This is a genomic window from Nitrospirota bacterium, from assembly GCA_023229435.1.
GTDB lineage: Bacteria > Nitrospirota > UBA9217 > UBA9217 > UBA9217 > JALNZF01.
Genome location: JALNZF010000015.1, coordinates 13895 through 36126, shown reverse-complemented (window position 1 = coordinate 36126; position 22232 = coordinate 13895). Strand labels below are relative to the sequence as shown.

The following is a 22232-nucleotide window of genomic DNA, read 5'->3' as shown; positions in this document are numbered from 1 at the left end:
TGGGGGGTGCCATCCGAATAAAAATAGGGCCGGCATGCAATGCTCCATGCCGACCCCCGGGAGGATGAATGATGATCTGTTAGATCGCCGTTTCGCCGCGTTCTCCGGTCCTGATCCTGACGATTTCCTCGATCTTCGTGATGAATATCTTGCCGTCGCCAATCTTGCCGGTCTTTGCCTTTTCCTGGATTGTGCTCACCACCTTTTCCGCAATGCCGTCACCCACCACAACCTCGATCTTCACCTTCGGGATGAAAGCGACATCATACTCCGCGCCGCGGTAGAGTTCCACGTGCCCCTTTTGCCTGCCGAACCCCTTCACCTCGGTCACCGTCATGCCCTGGATACCGAGGGCGTTCAGCGCTTCTTTTACTTCATCAAGTTTGAACGGTTTGATGATGGCTTCTATCTTTTTCATACCGCCTCCTTATTGAACAGTGATAAGTAATAAGTGATGAGTAATAAGATCGCAGTGTTCGGTGTTCGCTCTTCCCTCTTACCCATCACTCCTCGCCTATTACGGATTTTTACAAGTTATACGCCCGCTCACCATGCTGGCTTTCGTCCAGCCCGACGCTCTCTTCCTCTGCATCGACCCGCAGACCCACGACGACCTTGATGATCATGAAGATGATAAAGGTCATCACACCGCTGTACAGAATCGTCGCGCCGACCGCAACGATCTGTGTCCAGAGCTGTCCCGGATTTCCGTACAACAGGCCCCTGCCGGCCTCGTTGATGGCCGGGTCCGCGAACACACCGGTCAGGAGCGCGCCGATGGTCCCGCCGATGCCATGGATGCCGAAGGCGTCGAGCGTGTCATCATACCCGAGCAGGGGTTTCAACTTCGCAACCGCGTAAAATGGTATTACCCCTGCCGCGATGCCGATGATTATCGCTCCGCCGATATTCACGAATCCCGCTGCCGGAGTGATGGCCACCAGGCCGCCGACCGCGCCTGAGGCAAGACCGAGGACCGTTGCCTTTCCGGAGTGCATCCATTCAACGACCATCCATGCGATGGCCGCGACCGCTGCCGCGGTGTTGGTGTTGATGAACGCCGCGCCTGCCAGTCCGTTCGCCGCGAGCGCCGAGCCGGCGTTGAACCCGAACCAGCCGAACCACAGGAGACCCGCGCCGGTAATCACGAGCGTAAGGTTGCCCGGGATGAGCGCCTTCTCACGCCGTTTGCCGAGGACCAAAGCGCCCACCAGCGCCGCGATACCGGCATTGATATGGACGACCGTCCCGCCCGCGAAATCCAGCGCCCCAAGCTTTGCCAAAAATCCTCCGCCCCATACCCAGTGGGCCACCGGGAGGTATACCAGCGACATCCAGAGGATCGTGAACATGATCCAGGCCGAGAACTTCATGCGCTCGATATACGCGCCGCTCGCCAGGGCCACGGTGATCGCGGCAAAGGTGAGCTGGTACGCGATGAAGATGTATTCCGGGATGGTCTTTGCCAGATCAGAGATGCTGTTCGGCCCGACGCCTTTCAGGAACAGCTTCTCAGCACCGCCGATCAATCCCTTGATGTCGGCGCCGAAGGTAAACGTATACCCGTACAGTACCCAGAGCACGCTCACGATGCAGAACGTCACGAAGGTCATGGCCATGGTGTTCAACGAATCCTTGGTCTTGGAGAGTCCTCCGTAAAAAAGCGCAAGACCCGGGATCGACATGAGCATGACCAGCCCCGTTGCCACGATCATCCAGGCAGTGTCGCCGGTATCGATCTTCAGCGCTGGGGCAGCTGCCGGAGCTGCCTCAACCGTCGCCGGAACAGGGACAGCCGCTTCTTCGGCATAGGTAAGGCCGCTGAATGCGATAGCGCCGATGAAGAAACAAAATAGAATAAGCTTGTTCATGATAAACCTCCCTTTCAATGAGTTCCCTGAATCAATGACAACTGAATGTGTGTATTACAAGTCGATATCCACCTGGAACGTCGCGGTCGGCTTCAACGTATCGTTCGTCCAGATATCGTATCCGACAATGACGCCGACGTTCGGTGCGAACTTCCACGCAAGCCCGAAGCTCGTTGCGCCGTAGCCATTCTCAGCGCCCTGATAATCCACGGCAACCCAGAGCTTGTCCGAGATCTCGCTCATGGTGCGGTCCCAGGACAGGAGCAACCCGGCTTCGTCTTTCTCTCCGTTCTTGTCGAGAAGAAGTTTGTCGTTCCCCGCGTAGTAGCCCACAGAGAAACGGCCGGCAACACCAAGCGTTTTCGCGATAACACCATAGATAATATTATAATCGGTCAGGTCCTTCTTGGTGCCAAAATCATAGCCGCCGATTGCGACGGCAGGTGACCCGGTGAAAAGGGCGCCTTCAGGAGTCCCGATCTTGGCATTGTAATAGAGCGGGTTGGAATCATACGGCTCGAGGCTGACCGTGCGCTGGTCAATGCCTGCCTCGGCCTGTATCTTCTCGAAGGGAAGCACGCCGACCGTGATCCCGTTGTTGACCACGGTCGTCTCCCGGGTACCCGCATCGGTCTTCTTTACCTTGATATACTGATCAAAACCAATATGCCACTTATTGAACGGCTGGATGTCCGATGACGGGATCCAGATCTGTGTTGACGGCGTTGCCTGGGCCGCCCCTGCTGCTAAAAACAGGAAACTTAAAACTACCGCGATCTTTTTCATTGTATCCTCCTCTTTCCCCTTTACGATTATTCCCCGCCTCATGATAAGGCATGGTAATGAAGGCCTCTGGCGCCCTTGCTTTGCTTCTATGCAACAATCTTCATGACATTCCATATTGCAACGCTCATGCCAACAGCAGTGACGCCCTTCGTTTTCAGTGAACCTGTTGATTTCATGCCGGCTTTGACGGTGAGAGGCATCGGCTCGTGAGTAGACGAAGATTTCATAACGATGCGCATTTAATCATTGGCATAGAAAATAGGCACGAAGGGCCATCGGCATGTCAGATAAATTATGCGTGAGCGGAGACAGACAGCCCATTCAAATCTTGACAAAGGTATTGCTAACCGCTATGATTTCGAACCGTCGTAGGATGTCGCTGCGGGGTAACCCTTTGTTCCATCGTTATGCGAGGTGCTCGTGACAAGCAGAAAAGCAGCGTTGTTTCTTTTCATGATAGTTGTTCTGTTCCCGCTTATCGGATTCGCAGGGTTTATCGATGGCCGAGATGATGAGGATAGTGAGATCAATTCCGCCGTTGGCCTCCAGGGATGGTTCACCCAGGCAGACGCGAAGTGGCAAATATCCTTTCCCTATACCACCAGCACCGGCGTCGCGGGGAAGATCGAGTCGCAGTTGGATTTCAAGAAAATAGACAGTCCACTGATCATCATGACCGCAGGTGGGAATGTAGCACCACGATTTGCATTCGATGCAGTGTATGGATACGGATCGATCTCGGGAGGCCGGGGAGCGGATACAGACCGTTTTCTTCCGTCATCGGGCGGAGGGATTGCATTTTCGCAATCAACGAACAGCCTCGATGGCGCCGTACGGCTCTGGGGCGTCAACTTTACCTACAACACCAAACGGTTCGCTGATAAGCAGGCGGGCCCCTGGGGTTTTGTCCTGGGATTTCTTCATTACGGGGATAAACTTCAGATGACCAACGCCGTTCAAACCGTTTCCGTGCCATTCGATGGAACCAACTTTCCTCCCGTCGGGCCCTTCCCACCGAACCAGGTGCTCAGCTCTACCTTTGACTTTTCCTGGGACTTGTTGAAGGCGGGAGTCGTACACCAGACAGAGCTGGCAAAAGGCTTTTCGTATTCCGGCACGCTCTCGGTCTATCCCTATGTGAACTATCAGGGCGAGGGATACTGGAACCTGCGCGCAGGCACGGATCCGTCGGATTTCAGGATTCAGTCGCCGAATTTTATTCAGAAGTCAAACAAGGGGTATGGATACGAAGCATCGCTGGGGCTGGCGTATGATCTTTCGGAGAATGTGGAACTGTCGGGAGGGTACCGCTATTTTTACCTGTATGCGGAAAACGGGACTGATACGGTCTATTTCGCAGATGGCGCCGCACCGCAGTCAACCCTCGATTGGGTGACAGTCACCCGGCATGGCACCTACGCGGAGTTGTTGTTCAAATTCTGATGGGGCGAAAAGCTACAGCCTCGGCAGGGGCTCGGACAGCGTGCCGCCAAGACTGAACTGGTAGAACCCTTCGGCATCTTTATTCTTCAAGAGAGAAAAGATCCCCTCCTGTTCCCTCGCCATCCGCTCCGACGGCTTGAGTTTTATTGTCAGGTTGATCGTGCCGCGCTCTCGCAAGACCAGGTCTCCCAGACACCGGACCTTCAGTTCCTTGCCCTCGAGCTCAAGCTTTTTGATCGTCAGGCGGTCACCTTTGATCTCCGCATCAAGCCAGCACTGTTCAAAGTCAAGGTCCGGGATGGAGAACCCCTTGATCTTCAATTCTCGCGAGGTCAATCCCTTGATCCACAATCTCCCTTTGCCCGAATCGCCGGTCATCTCGAAGTTCCCGCCCAACTTGCCGGAAAGCTTGAAACCAAGCTCCTTCAGTAATGCGTAGGATCCAATATCCAGTTCGTTGGCATCAAACAGAAGGTACTGCTTTGGCTGCCCCAGCTGCGTCCTGACAAATAGTTCTCCGCCGTAGGCCCTGGCCTTCATGTCGAGCGAGAGCCGGCCGCGAAGAAAGTTGAGAAGCGAGACCGTGGTCCTGACGGACGGGCTCTCGAACAGGATCTTGCCGGCCTTGTCCGAAACGACCACGTCGGAAAGCACGAAACTATTAAAGAACCGCGGTGAAATATGTGCTATGGAGAGCTCAAACGGCGTGCGCAGGCGGACCTCGGATTCCAGCTTTGTCCCGACCCGGTCAAAGGGAAAGCGCAGCAGAAGAAAGATCAGAAATACCGCGACAAAATACGCGGTAAATGACAGCCATCGGATGAGTGATTTTTTATCTGGCATATCCTGGAAAAGTTTTAAAAAAGCTAAATGTCTATTCGGCGCTTGAGACAAGGATCGTCGAGTTCAGCAGCTTGGGATTATCATATCGGGGCTTGAAATTCAGCTTCTTGATCCGAAGCCCATCCTGCTCGAGTTGATAAACGTAATTCACAATATCGTACAGCGTAACGTTGTCGAGTTTTATCTCGACGGTGCTCTCCTTGAAAGCCTCGGTCTGGACGCCCGCCTGCGGCTTGAGCGATACCATTTTGCCGCTCAGGTTCGCCCGCTTGGTGAGGTTTTCGATCTCGGTCAGCAGGGGGCCGCGCTTCGCGGCAGCGGCCTGTGCCTGCTGCAGACGCTTCTGTATCTCAAGGTACTGGTCCTTGAGCACGCCCATCTCCACCAGGTCACGCTCTTTTTTCGGGATCAGCTCCCGCTTGCGGGCCAGGTCGGAGGTCAATGGAGACACCACGAAAACGTAGAGCAGGATGATTGCCGCAACCACGCCGCCGATGAGAAGCGTCTTTTTATCGCGTGATTCAAGTTTCAAGGAATTCTCCCGCTATAATCACGTATTTGTTTTTTGTGTTTTGTATTCCGCACTCCGCACTCCGAACTCCGCATTTATATTCACAACGTCTGCTTCAATTTGATCTCGAACCGGAACTTCACCTTGTTGTCAACTCCCATGCGAGTGTCAAGCACGGCTACGTCGCTGAAGGGCGCGGCCTTCTGGAGTTGTTCCTTTATCTTGTCAACGGACTCGAACGATGCCGCCTCACCCTGGAGCTTCAAGCGGTCTCCGTCCAGATTGAATTCCTGAAAGTTCACCCGTACTTCCTTGGGAATCCCCTCGGTCACCGCCTTCATCACGTCAAGCGCGGAGGTCCCGGCCCCGAGCACGCCGAACTTTTTCCTGGCCTCGTCGAGTTTGGTGCGAAGCTGCCGCATTGGATCGGCAACGTTCCTGGCATCGGGAAATACCTGACGGTACATCTCCTGGATCTCCTTGTTCAGTTTCCCGTAGCTTGACCCGACGAGGTACGACTTCACCCCAAAGTTCGCCGCGGCAAGCGACACTGCCACAACCCCCGCGATAATGAGGGTGCGTTTCCTCTTGCGGATACCTATATCGACCAGACGATAAGCGAACTCCCCCTTGCGGAAGTTGATTTGCTCGGACAACGCGAGCCCGAGACTCACGGGATCGGCGGCCTTCTTCCCCTTGAACTCAGGCGTGACCTGCTCCACCGCTATTCCAAGGTCCGCAAGCTCCGCGCTCAAGCGGTCATTCGCAGACAACAGGTATGCTTTCTCCACCCGCTCGTGGCTCTCGATTTCAAGCGCTTTCAGCGTATGACTGATCCCCGTTGTCGCCCCGCTCTCGGAAAAGCTTCTGCAGGCGGTCACCGTGTTCCCTGACTTTGTGCAAAGATCACTGCCGTCTATCAGAACGGCGTTCCCCTCAACAGGGACCATCCTTGATACAAAATAGAGGCCGATATAAGAAGGTACGATAACCTGCGGGTCCATGCCGGCCGATGCAAGAAGCTGGAGGTGCTGCCGCAGGACCGCCCTGGACAGCATGATGCCGAGCACCGTGGCCTCTTTCTTCTTGGCACTATCCTTTTCCGCCTTGTCCAGGGAAAAGTGGTCGATCTCCACATCGTCGAGAGGAAACGGCAAGCTGTCCTCGATCTCGAAGGGCAGGGCCTTTTCGATGCGTTTGCGGTCAACAAAGGGGAAGTGGACGATACGCTGGCTGAAATGGCGCCCGGGGATCGAAGAGACGATCCGCGCGCCTGCCCATTCCGCGGCTTTCTCTTTCAGAATGTCGACCAGCTCCGCGTCGGTGGCAAAGGCGCGGTTGAAAGACTCCTTGAACTCTGTTTGACGCAAGCCGGTCACGACGACCGACGCGGCCACCCGTCCTTTATCTATGTTCAACCCGACGATCTTCACAACGCTCTCCAGTACTGTACGGTAAATCCTGTTGTTGACCGCGTAATAACGGCCTCAACCTGCTTCGTGTATCCTCCCACGGTTGCGTAGGAATACACCTTGAAAACATTGCTTGTTTCAGTTAAAAAATTCGCAACGAGCAAGTCCGTGGTCTGCAGCTTGACGTTGTTGATGCCGGCGAATTCGCTGACCTTCGCGTGGTCAATAAAGGTTGCATTGTTTCGCGCTTCGATGATCAAGCCGGCCGCTCCTGCGCTTATCCCGAGGCTTTGCAGCACTTCCGGGGACGCAGTATTAATGTCGATCTTATCCACCTGGCTTGTTGTCACAAAATTATTCACTTTAAGGTAATCTTCATCGCTCATATATTGATGCAATCCGGTCAGCAAGCCAATATCCTTTATTCCGCTTCTGATATCGGTCATTTTATCGTAAACAGTGCGGTCAATGCCATTATTCTCGAAAAGTTTGTTCAGCATAGATTGCCTGTATGGGTTCGTCTGCACGTCGGTGATCTTTATCTTCCCCGCTTCATCTTCCCATCGCACCCTGAGTTCCGAATCGCTGCCCGGAATGAACGGCACTGATTGCCACTCCAATTGCTCAAGCTTGTCATATTTGTGGTCTTTGCCCGTCTCCGGGTCCATCTGCAGGTTGCCGGCGAGATATCTCCCGACAAAATTCACCCCCGAACGCGCCAGGTAGTAGGCGCGCTGACTGTCACGGAAATTGACGGCCGCGCGAAGGCTTATCCTCGTACCATAGGCAAACTCAAAGATAAGCGCGATCAGCAGCGCCGTCACCAAGAGAACGATGATCAGCGCGACACCGCGATCGTTCTTCATCAAGCCTGATTTTTTTCCGTCACTCCGCACTCCGAACTCCAAACTGATCACCGCCACACTTCCACCCGCGTGATATAGAACGAACCATCAGGGAATTCCAGCGCGATCTCCACCGCCCTCGGCGGCGAGAGGCGGGTCTTGCTGTCCCACTCATCGACCCAGTTTATTCCGTCGGAATACCGCAGGCGGAACCCCTTGAGTCGATCGGTAATAACGAAATCTGTTCCACCCTCCAGGGGTGGAGGATTGTCCTTCCCAAGCTCCCGCTTTTCATTGCGGACCATGATCCTGGCGCTTTTATCCGGTTGTTCATCGAACCGGTAACCCACCTCCCACAGGTCGCTTTCCTTTGAATCGGGCTTGCGCCAGTTCGTCAGCGTGGTGAGGTAAATGCTGTCGTACCGCTGTTCATCCTGAGCTGTTGTCGATTTCTTGCCGTAAAATATCGTCTCGGTCATCAACGGGTTATAGTAAGCATTCGTGATATCGTTTGAAAGCTTAGACACGAGGGTCCGTGCAAGGTCCGTCTGGTCCCGTTTTATCTCCGCCTGCTCTACATTCCTGCCCGCGGTGGAAAAGCTTGTATAGATCACGGTCACGATCCCCGACATGATCGCCACGGCGATGAGCACTTCGAGCAGGGTAAAACCCTTCGAATGCGGAGTGCGGAATGCGGAATGCGGATTTGAACATCTCATCCGGCCCTGTTTTTCCCACTCCGAACTCCCAACTCCGAACTCCGAACTATTATTCATAGTCCACCAGTTCCACCATTTCCAACCGCGTGCCTTCCGTCCACAGGACCGCGACACGGATCTCGGTGATGAACACAGCGCCGAAAAGAGGGATCTGAGAAATAGTCCTCTTCCAGGCGTAGTCACTGAAATTGTCCTCGCCCGTGAAGTCCCCGTCATCCTCAACAGGCTGCAACGGCTTGGTCCCGATGGTGTCCACCATCATGCGCTTTGCAAGCATGGTCGCCGTGGTGATATGTTCCGCCAGCTTCACGTCCTGGGTGGTTCTGCTCTGAAGCCCCAGAAGGGTCACCAGCACCATGGACATGATCGTTACGGCGACCATCACCTCGAGGAGAGTAAAACCGCCTTGTTGTACTCTAACCCTTGACCCATGACCCACGACCCAGGTCATCTCTCCTCCACATATCCCTCGCGAAGCTCGGTATCGCCGGTAAGCGGCTTGACGATCAGGGTGAAGGGCTTGTCGTCGCCGTCCTTCAGATAGATGAATGCATTCTCCACCCACCCGTCCGGAGTAAATTGGATATAGGGATCATCGGGATGGCTGCCGACCCGCACATCCCGAAATGTCGTCTGGCCTGAAAGGCTTCCCTCGGACCCCATCTCTGAAGAGAACCGTTTGAATTCCACGGTCTTCTCGTTCGTCTGGGTCATGACCTCGGCCCAGTAGTGCCCTGCCTGGACATCAAAGCGGAGGCGGTAGACGTCCTTCCGCGCCTGAGACTCGTCTTTCAGAAATCGTATCGTGCTAGACAGATGTCTGGCGCTCCGTTTCAGGTTCGCCTCGCCGAGTTCGCCCAAGCGGGGAATGATCAGCGTCAGCATAACGCCAAGAATCACGATAATGACCGTGAGCTCGATGAGCGTGAAGCCCTTTGAGTGCGGAGTTGCGAGCGCGGAATGCGGAGTGATGCATCGAGAAGCCTCATCCGCTCCTGTTATAACATTCCGCATTCCGCACTCCGCATTCCGCACTTTACTGTATCTTCCAGCTCTCGATGTCCGCGTTGTTGCCCTCACCGCCGGGCTCGTTGTCGGCACCGTAGGAAATGATCTCGTACTCCCTGTTCTCGCTTCCGGGTGAGATGTAGACATACTCTTTGCCCCAGGGGTCTTTCGGGATCCGCGCAGGCTTGAGATAACCGCCTTCCCGCCACTTCGACGGAATACGGCCAATCTCGGGTTGTTTGATAAGCGCCTCAAGCCCCTGCTCAGACCCTGGATAGAACCCGTTATCGAGCTTGAACGCATCGAGCGCGCTCTCCAAAGCCCGGATCTGCGTTTTCGAAACCTCGACCTTCGCCTTTTCCTCCTGTCCCAAAAACTTCGGCAGCACGAGGCCGGCGAGCAGGCCAAGGATAATGATAACAACCATGATTTCGATTAAGGTGAAACCTTTTGAACTATTTTTTTTCATAGCAACTCCTTTATGCAAATTTTACCGGTACGGTAATAAAAGTTGAAATATTGCATTTTTCGTCATTCCCGTGTAAATGGGAATCCAGTCTTTTCAAGTTGTTCATTGGATACTGGATACCCGCTTTCGCGGGTATGACAATTTTTTTCGAATTAAACAGTTTAACTGATCGATAAGCGATGTTCTCCTGACTCCCGACATTTTATTTCCGTACTCCGAACTCCCAACTCCGAACTGTAGCACAGCATCACCGCACTCCCGAGCTCATCTCGAGCATCGGCAGCATGATGGCGATCACCACGAACCCGATGATCAGGCCCATGGCGAGAATGATCACCGGCTCAAGGAGCGCCATGAGTCCGGTAAGCCGTGTCTCGACGGTCCGGTCGAAGGAATCCGATATCTTGAGCAGCATCTTCTCGAGCTCGCCGCTCTTTTCTCCCACGGCGACCATCTGCACCACCACCGGCGGGAACAGGCCGCTCCTGCGGAGCGGATCGGCGATGGGCTCACCCTCTCGCACATTCTCGCGCGCCTTCTGCACCGCGTTCGCAAGCACCGAGTTTCCGATCACGTTCTTTACGATATCGAGGGCCGCGAGCGTGGGCACGCCGCTCTGGAGCAGCGTACCCAGCGTGCGCGTGAACCGTGACACCGCGATCATGCGGATAAGCGATCCAAAGACCGGCAGCCGAAGCAGCCGCGCATCGATATTTTCCTTCCCTGCCTGCGTTCGCGCGTACCGCCTGAAGTAGTACGCGCCGCCGGCCAGGACAAGCAGAAGCACCCACCAGTAGGATGAGAGGAACCGCACCACGGCAAGGAGCACCAGCGTGATAAAGGGAAGCTGCTGCTTCATGTCCTGGAACATGCCGAGGATACGGGGCATGACAAAGCTGAAAATGAAGAGAAGCATGCCAAGGCCGATGATCGTCATGAACGCGGGATACGCAAGGGCCGCGGCGATCCTGCCGCGGAACCGTACCTGCTCGTCGAGAAAGTCCGCAAGCCGGTCAAGCGTGATCTCAAGGGTCCCGCTCGCCTCGCCCGCGGAGACCATGTTGATGTACAGCGGTGAGAAGACCTTCGGATTTTCCTTGAGCGCATCAGCCAGCGTCGCGCCCTCGCGCACGGTGTCGCGCACCGAAGAGAGCGCCCCTCTCAGGCTGTCGTTTTCCTCCTGCTCCACGAGTATGGACAGCGAATCCATCAGGGGAAGACCGGACGAGAGGAGTGTGGCAAGCTGGCGCGTGGCGTTCGCGACATCGCCGAGCCGTACCCTGCTCCCGAACGTGAAAGAAAAGGTCTCGCGACGGGCCGCCCGCGTGGAAGCTCCCTCGCGGATCTCGAGGACGATGACCCCTTCTTTCTTGAGTTTCGACTTGACGGCCTTGAGGCCTTCGCCGTCCTGAACGCCGGAAACGTTCCTGCCGCCGCTCGTGACACCTTTATATTCGTAGACAGGCATGGTTTATTGTAAATCCTAAACTGCATGAGAGACGATGGACGACCGCTCGCTGCACTCGCTAGGAGGATGGACGATTTTGAACCATGCGTCCCTCGTCCTTCTTCGAGTTTCGCACTCAGTGCTTGCCCTTACGTTTCTCTCTGCGTCACCCTCACCACCTCATCCACGGAGGTGATCCCCGCGAGCACTTTGTCCGCGCCGTCCTGCCGGAGCGTGTGCATGCCTTTTCCCACAGCCAGCGCTTTCAGCATGGCCGCGTCGGCGTTCTTCATGATGAGCTGACGGACCTCGTCGTCCACGCTCAGGAGTTCGTAGATCGCGCTCCTGCCGAGGTAGCCGGTCTGGAAACATGCCGGACATCCTTTCGCGCGGTACACGGTCGCGCCGGCGGCAGCGGTCTTGATCTCGAGCTCTGCTATCTCAGCGGGCGTGATCGGGTAGGGCTCACGGCAGACCGTGCAGAGGACCCTCACGAGCCGCTGTGCCAGGATGGCCATGACCGATGACGAAATAAGGAACGGTTCCACCTTCATGTCGATCAGCCGGGTAACGGCGCCGGCCGAGTCGTTCGTGTGGAGCGTTGAGAACACGAGGTGGCCGGTGAGGGCAGCCTGGATCGCGATCTCCGCGGTCTCCGAATCCCGGATCTCGCCCACGAGGATCACGTCCGGGTCCTGCCGGAGCACGGAGCGGAGCCCGGCGGCAAAGCTCAGATGGATCTTCGCGTTCACCTGTATCTGGCCGATGCCCTTGAGCTGGTATTCGATGGGGTCCTCGATGGTGATGATGTTCTTGTCGGGAGAATTGATCTTCGAGAGCGCGGCGTACAGGGTCGTGGTCTTGCCGCTGCCCGTGGGGCCGGTCACGAGAACGATCCCGTGGGGCCGGGTGATGTGTTCATTGAACCGGGTGAGGGTATCGCCGGAGAACCCGATCTGATCGAGCGGCAAAAGCGCGCTCTCACGGTACAGAAGCCGCAGCACAATGCGTTCGCCGAAGGCGGTGGGCACGATCGAGACGCGGATGTCCACGTCCTTGCCGCCGATCTTGATCCGCATGCCGCCGTCCTGCGGCAGCCGCCGCTCGGCGATGTTCAGATCCGCCATGATCTTGACGCGCGACGCGATGCTTGCCTGAAACCGCTTCTGGATCGTCAGGATGTTGTAAAGGATGCCGTCGATGCGGAACCGGGCGACCATCTCCTTCTCGAAAGGCTCGATGTGGATATCGCTTGCGCGTTCGCGGATCGCTTGGGACAGCAGCGAGTTCACGAGGCGGATAATCGGCGCGTCATCAGTGGCCTCGAGCAGGTCCGTGGGCTCATCAAGTTCCGCTGCGAGAAAGGTCAGGTCCTCTTCCTCCATCTCCTGCACAGTGTCCTCGGCGCGGTTCATGTCCTCACTATGCAGTCGATTGACGGTGTCAAGGATCGTTTCTGAGGGGGAAAGACAGAGGGAGATATCCGCGTTGAACAGGAGCCGGAGATCATCGATCATGGAGAGCGCCAGCGGTTCGGAGGTGGCGATGAGAACGCTGCCGTTCTCGCGCCGGAGCGGGATCGCGATGGCTTTTTTCGCATAGGTGATCGGCAGCTTGAGCGCGAGTTCACGGTCGATCTCGCCAAGACCCGCCTGGAACGGCAGGCCGAGCTGCGTGCCGAGCGCCGTGAGCACCTCGGCCTCGCTCACGAAGTTGAGACGAACGAGCAGTGTTCCGATCCGGCCTCCCCTCTTTTTCTGGAGGTCGAGCGTCTTTTTGAGCCGTTCAGCTGAAAGCCCGGACTCAACGAGTATCTCGCCGAGCAGGCGTCTCACCGGCCATCCTCTGCTGGCACCGCCGTCTTTTCCGCGGCCGGAGCACCGGGGGTCGGGAGGCTCTTCATCTCCCCGGCGGTGCCGGTGTCCGCGGACATCATTGCCGGCTCCACGCTTCCTGTTCCGTCCGACGGCTTCAGCGTCAAGCGATGATCATTACTTTTCTTCTCAATGTGATATTCCTTGCGGAAGTCGTCGAGAATCTTTTCCTTTTGCAGGGTAAGTTCCGCAGACTCTTCCGCGGTCTTGATGATGTAGGGCGTGATGAATATCATGAGGTTGGTCTTCTCGACCCTGCTCGTTTTGTACTTGAAAAGCCAGCCGAGGATCGGGATATCGCCTAGGAGAGGGACCTTCATGGTCGAAGAGGTGACATTGTCGCGGATCAGGCCGCCGATCACCATGGTCTCGCGATCCTTCACCACGACCGTGGTGCTCGCCGACCGTTTGCTGGTTGTGGGGCCTGCATCGTTCAAGTTGGAGGACTCGATCACATCGGAGATCTCCTGGTTGATTTCAAGTCGCACGCTGTTGTCCGAGGTGATCTGCGGCGTCAGCGACAACTTGATGCCCACGTCCTTCCGCTCGATGGCGTTAAAGTAGGTCCCGCTGCCGGTTGTCGCGTTCTGCGTCTGGCCGGTTTTAAAAGGAACGTTCTGACCGACCATGATCTCGGCCTTTTGATTGTCCGTCGTAAGGATGTTCGGCGTCGAGAGCACATTCACATCGGTGTCGGTCTGGACCGCTCGCAGAAGAGCCCCGATGCTCAGGTATTCAACGCCTTTAAACTTGAAGGTGCCCCTGACAGCGCCTACGGCAAGGCCGTTCATCGACGCGAGGGCGGCTGGTCCGCCGACCATAGCGCTTCCAATGCCGCCGAAGTTCGTCCCTCCCACGGCGGTTGTCTGCCCGGCATCGAACGAGCTCTGGTTGATGGGGACCTGCATTTCAAAACCGAGATCGCGCTGCTTTGACAGGCTCATTTCAATGATCGCCGCCTCCACATAGACCTGACGGCGTCTGATGTCGAGCTTCTGTATCACGTCCTTCACCAGTTCAAAATCGCCCGGCGAGGCGACGATGATCAGCGAATTGGTGGATTTATCCGCCGAGATATTGACAGCCCCTTCGAGGATCGTGGAGGGATTGACCGGCTGGGCAGCAGCCGCCGCCGGAGGCACGGGCATCCGCGCGACAAGCGCGGACAACAGTTTGGAGATGTCCTCGGCGTTGGCGTTCTGGAGGTAATAGACATTGATCTTCCCTTTTCCTTCGGGCGCCGCAACGTCAATGGCGTGGACCAGGCTCTCGATCTTTCTAATGTTATGCACCGGGTCGGTAATAATGATCGAATTCGTGTTGGGATAGGCGATCAGGTTGCCGTCCTTGCTGATCAGCGGGCTGATGGTGCGTACGATCTCCTGGGGATTCACAAATTTCAGCCTGATGAGCTTGGTCACAAACCCCTCGCCCCGGGCATCTCCATCCTGAAGCACCTTGATCCCGCTCTGCCGGGCCATTGCCGCGGGTATGATGCGGGTGACGCTGCCGTCTTCCACGGTTGTGAAACCTTTGATCTCGAGCGCGGAGAGGAAAACCTGGTACGCCTCGTCCGGCGACATCTTCGTCGGCGTCATGATCGTGATCTTTCCCGTAACCTTCTCGTCGAGGATAAAGTTCCTGCGGGTGAGCTCGCTCATCACCTTGATGAGCGCGTTGATGTCGATGTTCGTGAAGTTCAGGGTAACGTAATCATCATCGGATTTGATCTTCCTGAGCTCAACCTGTTCGGCGGGAGCGGCGGATGCAGCCGGGGCGGGGACGGCTTCGGTCCCGCCAGGCGGGCTCGGGGCGGCTTCGGCCGAATCGGGTGCAACTGATTCGTCCGGCCTGCTCTGAGCGTATGATGTCGCTGCGCTTACAAGCCCTATCACAAGCAGCAGGGCCGCTAATTTTTTCACTCGTTGCCTCCGTATAAAATAGCAACGACGCGGAAACACGGGGAACCGGGAACGCGGAGAAAATGCCTGTTGATATGCTTTTCTCTCCCTGTCACCGTATCACCCCGTCACCGCGTCTGTCTTTTGCCGATTATCGTATCTCGTAATTCAACGTCTGACGCGCACCGCCCCGGATCAGGTCGATGGCGATAAAACGCTCGGTCCTCAAACCCTGATAGAGCTGGAAGAACTTGGCGGGATCGTCCACTTCCTGCGAATTGACCTTCTGGATCACATCGCCGTTCTGGAGCCCGATCTTTTCATAGATGCTGCCCGGAGAGATCTCGCTGATCCGGAACCCCACGGTCTTTCCCTGCTCCATGTAGGGCAGCGCCCGCGCCTGTGTCAGGATCTGGCTCATGTTCTCGGTGCTCGCGAGCATTTCCCGCTGGTCCACCATGTACTTGCCATCCGACACTCGCTTGACTCCGGGGCCGGCGTTTCCGCCAGGAGTGTTCATGTTGACGATCTTATCGTCGTCGGCAACAAGGATGTCGATCGTCGATCCCTCAGGTCTCTGGAGCGTCACCTTGTCGCGCTTCACCCTGATGAGCTGGGACCCATCCGGCAGCTTCTGGTGCAGACGGTAAAACACCTGGCCGGTGCTGTCCTCGAGCACAGCGCCGGAAAAGCTCCTGCCCTCTATCGTGCCGATGAGCTTGTAGTTCGAAGACTCTGCCGCCGGTCCGCTCGACGGGCCTTTGCCTTCGCCGAAGAGCCCGCGTTCCAGAATGGAGGAATAATCGCTCAACTCCCGGCGGGGCTCCAGGGCCGGCCGGCCGCGCTCCAGGGGCGTGGTGAACCTGGGTGCGGCTTCAAGGCTCCGGCCGATCATGGCATCCACGGTATCGGCGAGAAAATAAGCTGACACCGTGAGGAGCGCAACGAGCGCAAACACATATAGTGTTTTGTTTTCCTTCATAAAATACCTTCTCTTATTACCTTTGTGGAGTTTAGAAATTATACTCTCAAACCGTGCCTGTTGTCAATTACTAACAACTTGTCAATGACCTTCGGCGGTACAGGCACAGATATTTTTTACGAGGTTCATGGATCCGCTATCGGATGCACGTGCGCATTAAGAATGCATTACTCAAGCACTGCAAAGTATGGGCTGGTCCTGAGAGCGAGATCAAAAGTAACCGTTGTGTCACATCCATTTGCGCGGTTCACCCTGCCGATGAGATAGTCCGAAAGGTCCCCGTTCCCGTTCCGGTAATCGTGGACAGACTGGCTCACAACGTCCTTCGAGTCAATTTCAAACTGTTTTGTTACTAAAATTTTGTCAAGCACATCGGCGATCTCTTTTTTCGAGTATTTGTATGCCGATTCCAAGACCCAGACAAGCTCGCATAAAACCACGTGGTTTATATAGCAGCGTTTGCCCGAGGCCGCCGCTTTCTGAATATACACGGATGCCTTTTCCGACTGTTTTCGATCGTCCCGCACGAGATAGCGGACAAGCACATTGGTGTCCAAGCCCTTCATCGGTTCATCTCCCCTTGAACCGCTTCTTGATCGCCGTGGTCATGCCTTCCATGGAGACGGTCTTCATGCCGGGCCTGTGGAGAATGCCTTCAAGTTCCCGCACATCGAGCGTGGCGGGTTTGAGCACAACCTCACCGTCTTCCTGTACGACAAAGTCGATCCGGTCTCCCGGCCTGAGCTTCAGATGGTTCCTGATCTTTTTCGGGATCGTTGTCTGGCCCTTGATGGTAAGTGTTGAAACTGGCATGCCCCATCTCCTTCCCTTTATAGAAATTCCTTACTTAATAGTAAGGCAATTTTTTGGGCATGTCAAGCCCTGTTTTCTTCGCCCCTCTCCTTTGTCCTCCCCATGGGGGAGAAGGATGAGTGAGTGGGTCTCCCGGGATGTACTATTATTTATTTCGTTCGGATTAGGGATACATCGTTGTGTGCAAAGCACGAACGCTTTACAACAGCCGGAGTTGAGTATCGCGCCGCTAAACCCACCCTACCAACTAAAAAGGAGAACATGTCTTACACAGGATAACAGGATTAACAGGATGTAAATAAATTACTGACATTATATTCAATGTCGTTTAATCCCGCCAATTACGGGCTTGTCCGGGCCAGGTTATTTATCAGTGACATCCTGAAACAGTTTCATTGCGCTCCCCGGTTCATGCACCGCCGCTGCCTTTATCTCTTTCCATCTCCGCCTCAGCTTCTTAACATTCTCACCCTTCGCCTCTTTCGCCTTGAGCCTCTTATCGATCACCTCAAGGCGGGCCAGCGCGTCACGAATGCCTTTATCCAGGGCCCGGTATTTCACGGGATCGGACTTCGGGATTGAAAAATCGCCGCTCGTTTTCCAGATATCGCCCAATTTCATCCACGCGGCGAAGTTCTCGATCTTCCCGCCTTCCATGAGCTCCAGTTTCGACGTGGCCTTGATGTCCTTTACCCATAAGCCGTTCTTGTCAGCCACGACTTTCTGGGTTCCGGTGAACGGCTCCGCGCCCTGCGCATCAAAGTATCGCCATTTCACGCGTGCGATCTGGATCTCCGAATCGTGACAACTGCCGCAGGTGCGTGATTTTCCGAGCGGGTGCGCCACCTGGTCCACCTGGATCCAGGCGAGATAGTTGTTGTTGCCGCCCGGGAAGCTGAACGTCCCAAGCTGCACATAGGAGTCCTGCGTCTCGCCTTTCGGCCAGCGGAAGGTAAGACCCGGCACGGGTGCGATGGTCTCTTTCATGCCGCCCGCGCTGTCCGGCCAGATCTTTACCGGCATCCATCTCTTGTTCTGACCTTTGATCAGGATCGGCGGTTCCTGCGGGCCGTAGTACAATGAATACTTCTTGAACGGGTTCGGCCTGGACAATATCTTGCCCGGCCCCCACGACGTCATCTCGTATCCGCCGAGAATCTTCACATGGCAGGCTTCACACGTAACATTCTTGTGCGCGCTCACTGCCATGGCTTGCTCAACTTCGACATGACAATCCTGACACGTTGCCCTTCTCTCGGCATGACCCATCCCATCGGGCCCGGTCTGGTGGCAGTCAATGCACTCGATCTTCTTCGCTACATGCACATCCTCGGGCAAGCCGGGGGGCTCGGAGAATTCCCTGCCAAGGTAGCTGTCACCTCTTCTCCGCTCCATCGTTCCCGCGTGACACACAAAGGTGCTCCTGCCCCCGCCGGTGCAATTCGGCGACGGCGGCACGCGTTTGAATGCATGCACCCCCTGCTCACGCGTGGGCGCATAGTGACAGTCAAGACAACCCGCATGGCAAAGATTGCATGCCTTCTGCTTGGCGATCGCCTGCTCACGCGAAAGAGGGAGATTGATCTCTTTGATGATCTTTTCTGTATTTTCGAAGGAGAACCTGTCTCCTTCCGCCCTGCCGACCGGCCGGGTGTCCGCGAAGGACGGCCCTCAATTATTAGGGCCGTGGATATCGTTCCACGTGCGCATGGAGCGCTGCCGGAAATTCGATGCCATGACGCTGGTGTCGAATTGCTTCACCTGATCAGGATGGCAGGCTGACTTTCCGCAGGTCTTTAAGGCAATGGCAGGGTCGTAGCCGAGCGTATTCAGATTGCGGTCGTGATAGAGAAGCGTGCCGACGTCGTCATCCAACTCGCCGTCAGCGAGGCGGGGCAGCATGTTCCGCTGCCGGTCGTCGCCTGACGGCAGGAGCTGTTTCACGTGACCTTTGCGCGGCATGATGTTCAGATCATTGTCGAGCACGATGAGCTTGAGCATGCCGCGATGCGCCTTTGCCGGATCATCGGACAGGCCGTTGCCGAGATGGCAGTCCCGGCACTCGGTGTTCGGATGTCGGGACTCCTTCTGCACCTGCTCGCGGGTCATCACGAACTCGGGGTAGCCCAGTTCAGCCATACGGGTCTTATCCGCATGGCACGACACGCAGCGGTCGCTCGAATGGTAGTTTGAGTAGAAATAGATGAAGAGAAGAACAAGGACGAGCTGGGCGAGAAGGACCGCCACGCCTGTTCTGCTGCCGAAGGATCTCCAGAGTTTGCCGATGGCCATGAGAACTAAGATACCACAAAAAAGAGGTTTACAAAATACTATTTATGTTCTACGATTTGATCATCGATCATGATTATGGAGGATGCCATGGCAAGAACGACGATTTCACCCAAATTTCAAGTGGTCATACCCAAGGATATACGGGAGCAACTCCATCTCAAGAGCGGACAGAAAATGACCGTTATCTTAAAAGGCGGGATTGTTTCCTTCATCCCGGAAAAACCCCTTGAGTCATTCCGAGGATTCCTGAAGGGAATGAACACGGAAAATATTCGCGATGAAAAGGACCGCTGATGGTGATCGTCGATTCGTCCGGCTGGATTGAATATTTCACCGACGGGCCGCTCGCCTCAACGTATGCAAGACATCTAAAGGATGTATCCAGGCTCGCGACACCCACGATCGTGCTTTACGAGGTGTACAAGAAAATAAAACGCGAGCGGGCCGAGGAAGACGCGCTGTCAGCAGCGTCGGTCATGAACAGAACAACGGTAGTTCCACTCACCGAGAGCATCGCCCTCCTTGCAGCCGACCTCTGCCTCAAACACTCGCTCCCCATGGCTGATGCCGTCGTCTATGCAACGGCGGTAGAAAAGCAGTGCAGCTTGATCACATCGGACGGACATTTCGAAGACCATATTGGTGTCACCTTCATCAGGAAATAACGACGCCGCGGTGCATTGAACAAAGTTTCACAAAATGTGGGCCGCACCCCATTTTCAAAACAGTCATGTAGGTTGGGCTGATCATTACTATGTGAAGCCCAACAGAATCTTATTTCTTGGAGATTATCGAAAGCTGTCGGGTTTCGCTACGCTCTACCCGACCTACTCGCTATTTGTACTTGCAATTTTTCGACCATCAAGCTTTAATCGCCAGTGTTGTGATTTCCTTGATGGTATCAAATCCCTTATCATTGGTGATCGGGGTTGCGTTCAACGTTTGAGCGGTTGCGGCTATGAGAGCATCGGGAAGTTTGAGCCGATACTGTTTGCGCAGGGCAATGGCCGAGTCTTTTATCTCGCGGGTCGCGTCGATAACCGGCATTTCGGCAAGCAGCTTCCTGAGTCGTATTTCTTCCTGCGTAGTACGAGAGGGATAAGAGAGAATTTCGAGTTCGGTTACAAATGAAATGAAAAATTCGCCTTGCGGCAGGGAGGTTGTATCTATTCTTTTCCCGGCGATATAGAGAAGGATGTTGGTATCAAGCAGGAACTTATTCCCATTCACTCCGCACCCTCCGCTGATATTCGAGCGGTTCTTCCTCGATATGCATCGCGCCGGCATATTCCTTGAGCTGCTCCCGGCTTACGCCCTTTTCGACCGACTGCAGCGCCTGCTCGATCTTCAGCCACTCGTCATACGTGATGACCACTTCCACGGGTTTGTTTTCTTTGTTCACCACGATTTTCTTATGGATCGTCATACTCATACCTGAAACCCCAACGCCATGCATAGGCCCGGAAAAGTGCGGCCTTCCTATTCATATTTTAAAATAGTACAATTTGTTTAAAAACGCAAGGAGAAACTCCTATTCTGTCACAGTAATAGCAATGCTGAAGTGAGTGAAGCCGATCATTTTCTCCTGCCTCAAGACAGCCTCTCCATCGCCTCATCCGCCATCAACACGCTTCAGCAAAATCAAAAACAGGCACTTCCAGTTTCTTAACGGGTTTGAATTTGTTTTTCGCAAATTTCAACAACTCATCCGTGACATCAGGTGAATAAGTTTTTTCGCCGCATCGCTCGCAAACCTCAGCGGGGACGTGCTCAACGAGAAAATACTTATCTCCCTCCTCATAGCTGAATGTCACCGTCAATTTTTTTGTTTCGCCTCCGCAAAAAACACACTTCATGGTTTTGTCCTCCTGACCCTGCAATCAATCCATTCAATCTCTTCAGTCCAAAATAATTATTTGTAAAGATCGTCCGAATTTGATGCGTCGGATTTCGCTGCGCTCTACCCGACCTACGAGCTGACCCTTATCAGTGACCCTTATCAGTTTTACGCGAAATATTTGTTTGTCCGGATGATTGCTCATTGGGTATCAACGTTATATATGTTGTCTCTTTCAGGCTTCATGTTACGTGTGCATTATTTTCATTTTAAGAAGACATCCGCTGATTTATTGCCATCACACCCCTAATATCTGCTTTACCTGGCCCGCAAGCTTGTTTGGAGTGGTCGTCATCTTGGAAAGAATGCTCGACACGCCCATTGATGAGATCCTGTCGGTCTCCTGCGGGGTTATCCTTCCGGACAGCATAATAACTTTTACATTTTTCCATGTATCGTTCGAGCGCATAAACTGGAGAAACTTTGTCCCGTCCATGCCCTCCATTTGCATATCCAGCACGATAAGATCAGGGATATCTTCAGTAATTGACTTTATGGCCTCCATCCCGCTTGACGCCTCTCTTACATTGTAGTTGGAAAGGACCAGTTTGTTTTTATACGTTGCTCTCGCGGTGACTGAATCATCGACAAGCAAAACCTTCTTTCTTGTATCACCAGCAGGGCTCTCCTGTTTCACTGACTGGGCAGACACCTTTTCCTCGATAAATCTTTTCAACCACTCCTTGTCAGCCTGATTGATACCCGTAAATGACACACCGACCCCCACCCCTTCCTGCACCGTCTGAACACGTGCCCGCAACTTTATCGGCGGCACTCCATCGACAAGGGAAAAACTCAGCTCTATGATCCTTCCCAGGGTAAAGGGGACAGGTGAATATAAGAGAATGTCTCCCTCGCTTATCTCCACGGTATATCCCTTTATGGAAGTATTTATTATCACGTCCTTTTTGATCATGAGCCTGGCTTGTTTGCCATCGTTTGTGTCAGTTCCCATCGCATCTCCTCTATTCCACAGATTACCGCACAACAGTCGCGTAGGTTGGGCAAAACGACTCAGCTTGCCCAACAGATTATAAGTTAACGCGTTGGGCTTTACAAAGAACGTTCAGCCCAACCTACGGAACTAAGATACCACAGGCGGATGTTCATGAAAATCTT

Annotated in this window: 26 protein-coding genes; 3 read left to right on the top strand and 23 right to left on the bottom strand. The window is 54.7% G+C overall.

The genetic code is table 11. From position 1 onward, the window contains the following. Window positions 1-79: 79 nt before the first annotated feature. From M0R70_10800 to M0R70_10790, 3 genes are all read right to left on the bottom strand, one after another. Window positions 80-418 carry a P-II family nitrogen regulator gene (locus M0R70_10800; GenBank protein MCK9419854.1) on the bottom strand — a complete coding sequence of 113 codons (339 nt, stop codon included), beginning with the start codon at window positions 416-418 and terminating at the stop codon, window positions 80-82. A gap of 109 nt (window positions 419-527) precedes the next feature. Then, window positions 528-1715, bottom strand: a complete 1188-nt coding sequence (locus M0R70_10795; GenBank protein ID MCK9419853.1) for an ammonium transporter — start codon at window positions 1713-1715, stop codon at window positions 528-530. A 210-nt stretch (window positions 1716-1925) separates the two neighbouring features. Beyond that, complete coding sequence (locus tag M0R70_10790) at window positions 1926-2657, bottom strand: hypothetical protein (protein MCK9419852.1); 732 nt, start codon at window positions 2655-2657, stop codon at window positions 1926-1928. 420 nt (window positions 2658-3077) lie between these two features. Here M0R70_10790 and M0R70_10785 point away from each other — a divergent pair, with 420 nt between their 5' ends. Further along, a complete protein-coding gene (locus tag M0R70_10785) occupies window positions 3078-4100 on the top strand; it encodes a hypothetical protein (protein MCK9419851.1) in 1023 nt (340 codons plus the stop codon). Window positions 4101-4112: 12 nt separating this feature from the next. On the opposite strand, the gene gspN is transcribed toward M0R70_10785, so the two are convergent. From gspN to M0R70_10705, 16 genes are all read right to left on the bottom strand, one after another. Next, a complete protein-coding gene (gene gspN / locus M0R70_10780; protein ID MCK9419850.1) occupies window positions 4113-4943 on the bottom strand; it encodes a type II secretion system protein GspN in 831 nt (276 codons plus the stop codon). Between the two features lie 31 nt (window positions 4944-4974). Then, window positions 4975-5475, bottom strand: coding sequence for a type II secretion system protein M (locus tag M0R70_10775; GenBank protein ID MCK9419849.1), 501 nt, complete (start codon window positions 5473-5475; stop codon window positions 4975-4977). An 80-nt stretch (window positions 5476-5555) separates the two neighbouring features. Further along, window positions 5556-6887 carry a type II secretion system protein GspL gene (gene gspL, locus M0R70_10770; protein ID MCK9419848.1) on the bottom strand — a complete coding sequence of 444 codons (1332 nt, stop codon included), beginning with the start codon at window positions 6885-6887 and terminating at the stop codon, window positions 5556-5558. Continuing rightward, window positions 6884-7789, bottom strand: a complete 906-nt coding sequence (locus M0R70_10765) for a type II secretion system protein GspK (GenBank protein ID MCK9419847.1) — start codon at window positions 7787-7789, stop codon at window positions 6884-6886. Before M0R70_10765 ends, gspL begins: the two co-directional genes overlap by 4 nt. After that, window positions 7780-8430, bottom strand: coding sequence for a prepilin-type N-terminal cleavage/methylation domain-containing protein (locus M0R70_10760; GenBank protein ID MCK9419846.1), 651 nt, complete (start codon window positions 8428-8430; stop codon window positions 7780-7782). The genes M0R70_10765 and M0R70_10760 overlap by 10 nt, the downstream gene beginning before the upstream one ends. A 49-nt stretch (window positions 8431-8479) precedes the next feature. After that, window positions 8480-8881, bottom strand: coding sequence for a prepilin-type N-terminal cleavage/methylation domain-containing protein (locus M0R70_10755; protein ID MCK9419845.1), 402 nt, complete (start codon window positions 8879-8881; stop codon window positions 8480-8482). Further along, window positions 8878-9444: a prepilin-type N-terminal cleavage/methylation domain-containing protein gene (locus M0R70_10750; protein ID MCK9419844.1), complete on the bottom strand. Its 567-nt coding sequence runs from the start codon at window positions 9442-9444 to the stop codon at window positions 8878-8880. The genes M0R70_10755 and M0R70_10750 overlap by 4 nt, the downstream gene beginning before the upstream one ends. A gap of 22 nt (window positions 9445-9466) precedes the next feature. Then, window positions 9467-9907 carry a type II secretion system major pseudopilin GspG gene (gene gspG, locus M0R70_10745; protein MCK9419843.1) on the bottom strand — a complete coding sequence of 147 codons (441 nt, stop codon included), beginning with the start codon at window positions 9905-9907 and terminating at the stop codon, window positions 9467-9469. 247 nt (window positions 9908-10154) lie between these two features. Further along, the gene (gene gspF / locus M0R70_10740) at window positions 10155-11375 is read right to left on the bottom strand and encodes a type II secretion system inner membrane protein GspF (protein MCK9419842.1); all 1221 of its coding nucleotides are present in this window, start codon (window positions 11373-11375) and stop codon (window positions 10155-10157) included. Between the two features lie 128 nt (window positions 11376-11503). Continuing rightward, complete coding sequence (gene gspE, locus M0R70_10735) at window positions 11504-13189, bottom strand: type II secretion system ATPase GspE (protein ID MCK9419841.1); 1686 nt, start codon at window positions 13187-13189, stop codon at window positions 11504-11506. Further along, window positions 13186-15150: a hypothetical protein gene (locus M0R70_10730; protein ID MCK9419840.1), complete on the bottom strand. Its 1965-nt coding sequence runs from the start codon at window positions 15148-15150 to the stop codon at window positions 13186-13188. The genes gspE and M0R70_10730 overlap by 4 nt, the downstream gene beginning before the upstream one ends. A 130-nt stretch (window positions 15151-15280) precedes the next feature. After that, the gene (locus M0R70_10725) at window positions 15281-16111 is read right to left on the bottom strand and encodes a PDZ domain-containing protein (protein MCK9419839.1); all 831 of its coding nucleotides are present in this window, start codon (window positions 16109-16111) and stop codon (window positions 15281-15283) included. A gap of 167 nt (window positions 16112-16278) precedes the next feature. After that, the gene (locus M0R70_10720) at window positions 16279-16677 is read right to left on the bottom strand and encodes a type II toxin-antitoxin system VapC family toxin (GenBank protein MCK9419838.1); all 399 of its coding nucleotides are present in this window, start codon (window positions 16675-16677) and stop codon (window positions 16279-16281) included. A gap of 4 nt (window positions 16678-16681) precedes the next feature. Continuing rightward, window positions 16682-16924 (bottom strand): type II toxin-antitoxin system PrlF family antitoxin, encoded by a 243-nt coding sequence (locus tag M0R70_10715; protein MCK9419837.1) that lies wholly within the window; start codon window positions 16922-16924, stop codon window positions 16682-16684. Between the two features lie 363 nt (window positions 16925-17287). Beyond that, a complete protein-coding gene (locus tag M0R70_10710) occupies window positions 17288-18400 on the bottom strand; it encodes a hypothetical protein (protein ID MCK9419836.1) in 1113 nt (370 codons plus the stop codon). Between the two features lie 195 nt (window positions 18401-18595). Next, on the bottom strand, window positions 18596-19216 hold the full coding sequence (locus M0R70_10705; protein ID MCK9419835.1) for a hypothetical protein: 621 nt from the start codon (window positions 19214-19216) through the stop codon (window positions 18596-18598). Window positions 19217-19303: 87 nt separating this feature from the next. On the opposite strand from M0R70_10705, the gene M0R70_10700 reads away from it, so the two are divergent. Together M0R70_10700 and M0R70_10695 are read left to right on the top strand one after the other, a co-directional pair. After that, entirely contained in the window at window positions 19304-19510 is a 207-nt protein-coding gene (locus M0R70_10700; GenBank protein MCK9419834.1) for an AbrB/MazE/SpoVT family DNA-binding domain-containing protein, read from the top strand. Further along, a complete protein-coding gene (locus M0R70_10695) occupies window positions 19510-19881 on the top strand; it encodes a type II toxin-antitoxin system VapC family toxin (GenBank protein MCK9419833.1) in 372 nt (123 codons plus the stop codon). The genes M0R70_10700 and M0R70_10695 overlap by 1 nt, the downstream gene beginning before the upstream one ends. 196 nt (window positions 19882-20077) lie before the next feature. Here M0R70_10695 and M0R70_10690 read toward each other — a convergent pair whose 3' ends face one another. The 4 genes from M0R70_10690 to M0R70_10675 form a co-directional block, all read right to left on the bottom strand. Further along, on the bottom strand, window positions 20078-20446 hold the full coding sequence (locus M0R70_10690) for a type II toxin-antitoxin system VapC family toxin (protein ID MCK9419832.1): 369 nt from the start codon (window positions 20444-20446) through the stop codon (window positions 20078-20080). After that, complete coding sequence (locus M0R70_10685) at window positions 20433-20648, bottom strand: hypothetical protein (protein MCK9419831.1); 216 nt, start codon at window positions 20646-20648, stop codon at window positions 20433-20435. The genes M0R70_10690 and M0R70_10685 overlap by 14 nt, the downstream gene beginning before the upstream one ends. A gap of 190 nt (window positions 20649-20838) precedes the next feature. Then, window positions 20839-21072 (bottom strand): type II toxin-antitoxin system MqsA family antitoxin, encoded by a 234-nt coding sequence (locus tag M0R70_10680; protein MCK9419830.1) that lies wholly within the window; start codon window positions 21070-21072, stop codon window positions 20839-20841. A 279-nt stretch (window positions 21073-21351) separates the two neighbouring features. Beyond that, window positions 21352-22068, bottom strand: coding sequence for a response regulator (locus tag M0R70_10675; protein MCK9419829.1), 717 nt, complete (start codon window positions 22066-22068; stop codon window positions 21352-21354). Between the last annotated feature and the right edge of the window lie 164 nt (window positions 22069-22232).

Excerpts from the sequence above, each read along its gene's own strand:
- M0R70_10800 (MCK9419854.1), bottom strand. The coding sequence starts at position 418 with ATGAAAAAGATAGAAGCCATCATCAAACCGTTCAAACTTGATGAAGTA.
- M0R70_10795 (MCK9419853.1), bottom strand. The coding sequence starts at position 1,715 with ATGATCGTGGCAACGGGGCTGGTCATGCTCATGTCGATCCCGGGTCTT.
- M0R70_10790 (MCK9419852.1), bottom strand. The coding sequence starts at position 2,657 with ATGAAAAAGATCGCGGTAGTTTTAAGTTTCCTGTTTTTAGCAGCAGGG.
- gspN (MCK9419850.1), bottom strand. The coding sequence starts at position 4,943 with ATGCCAGATAAAAAATCACTCATCCGATGGCTGTCATTTACCGCGTAT.
- M0R70_10760 (MCK9419846.1), bottom strand. The coding sequence starts at position 8,430 with ATGAGATGTTCAAATCCGCATTCCGCATTCCGCACTCCGCATTCGAAG.
- M0R70_10755 (MCK9419845.1), bottom strand. The coding sequence starts at position 8,881 with ATGACCTGGGTCGTGGGTCATGGGTCAAGGGTTAGAGTACAACAAGGC.
- M0R70_10750 (MCK9419844.1), bottom strand. The coding sequence starts at position 9,444 with ATGCGGAATGTTATAACAGGAGCGGATGAGGCTTCTCGATGCATCACT.
- gspG (MCK9419843.1), bottom strand. The coding sequence starts at position 9,907 with ATGAAAAAAAATAGTTCAAAAGGTTTCACCTTAATCGAAATCATGGTT.
- gspF (MCK9419842.1), bottom strand. The coding sequence starts at position 11,375 with ATGCCTGTCTACGAATATAAAGGTGTCACGAGCGGCGGCAGGAACGTT.
- M0R70_10725 (MCK9419839.1), bottom strand. The coding sequence starts at position 16,111 with ATGAAGGAAAACAAAACACTATATGTGTTTGCGCTCGTTGCGCTCCTC.
- M0R70_10720 (MCK9419838.1), bottom strand. The coding sequence starts at position 16,677 with ATGAAGGGCTTGGACACCAATGTGCTTGTCCGCTATCTCGTGCGGGAC.
- M0R70_10715 (MCK9419837.1), bottom strand. The coding sequence starts at position 16,924 with ATGCCAGTTTCAACACTTACCATCAAGGGCCAGACAACGATCCCGAAA.
- M0R70_10705 (MCK9419835.1), bottom strand. The coding sequence starts at position 19,216 with ATGGCCATCGGCAAACTCTGGAGATCCTTCGGCAGCAGAACAGGCGTG.
- M0R70_10700 (MCK9419834.1), top strand. The coding sequence starts at position 19,304 with ATGGCAAGAACGACGATTTCACCCAAATTTCAAGTGGTCATACCCAAG.
- M0R70_10695 (MCK9419833.1), top strand. The coding sequence starts at position 19,510 with ATGGTGATCGTCGATTCGTCCGGCTGGATTGAATATTTCACCGACGGG.
- M0R70_10685 (MCK9419831.1), bottom strand. The coding sequence starts at position 20,648 with ATGAGTATGACGATCCATAAGAAAATCGTGGTGAACAAAGAAAACAAA.
- M0R70_10680 (MCK9419830.1), bottom strand. The coding sequence starts at position 21,072 with ATGAAGTGTGTTTTTTGCGGAGGCGAAACAAAAAAATTGACGGTGACA.
- M0R70_10675 (MCK9419829.1), bottom strand. The coding sequence starts at position 22,068 with ATGGGAACTGACACAAACGATGGCAAACAAGCCAGGCTCATGATCAAA.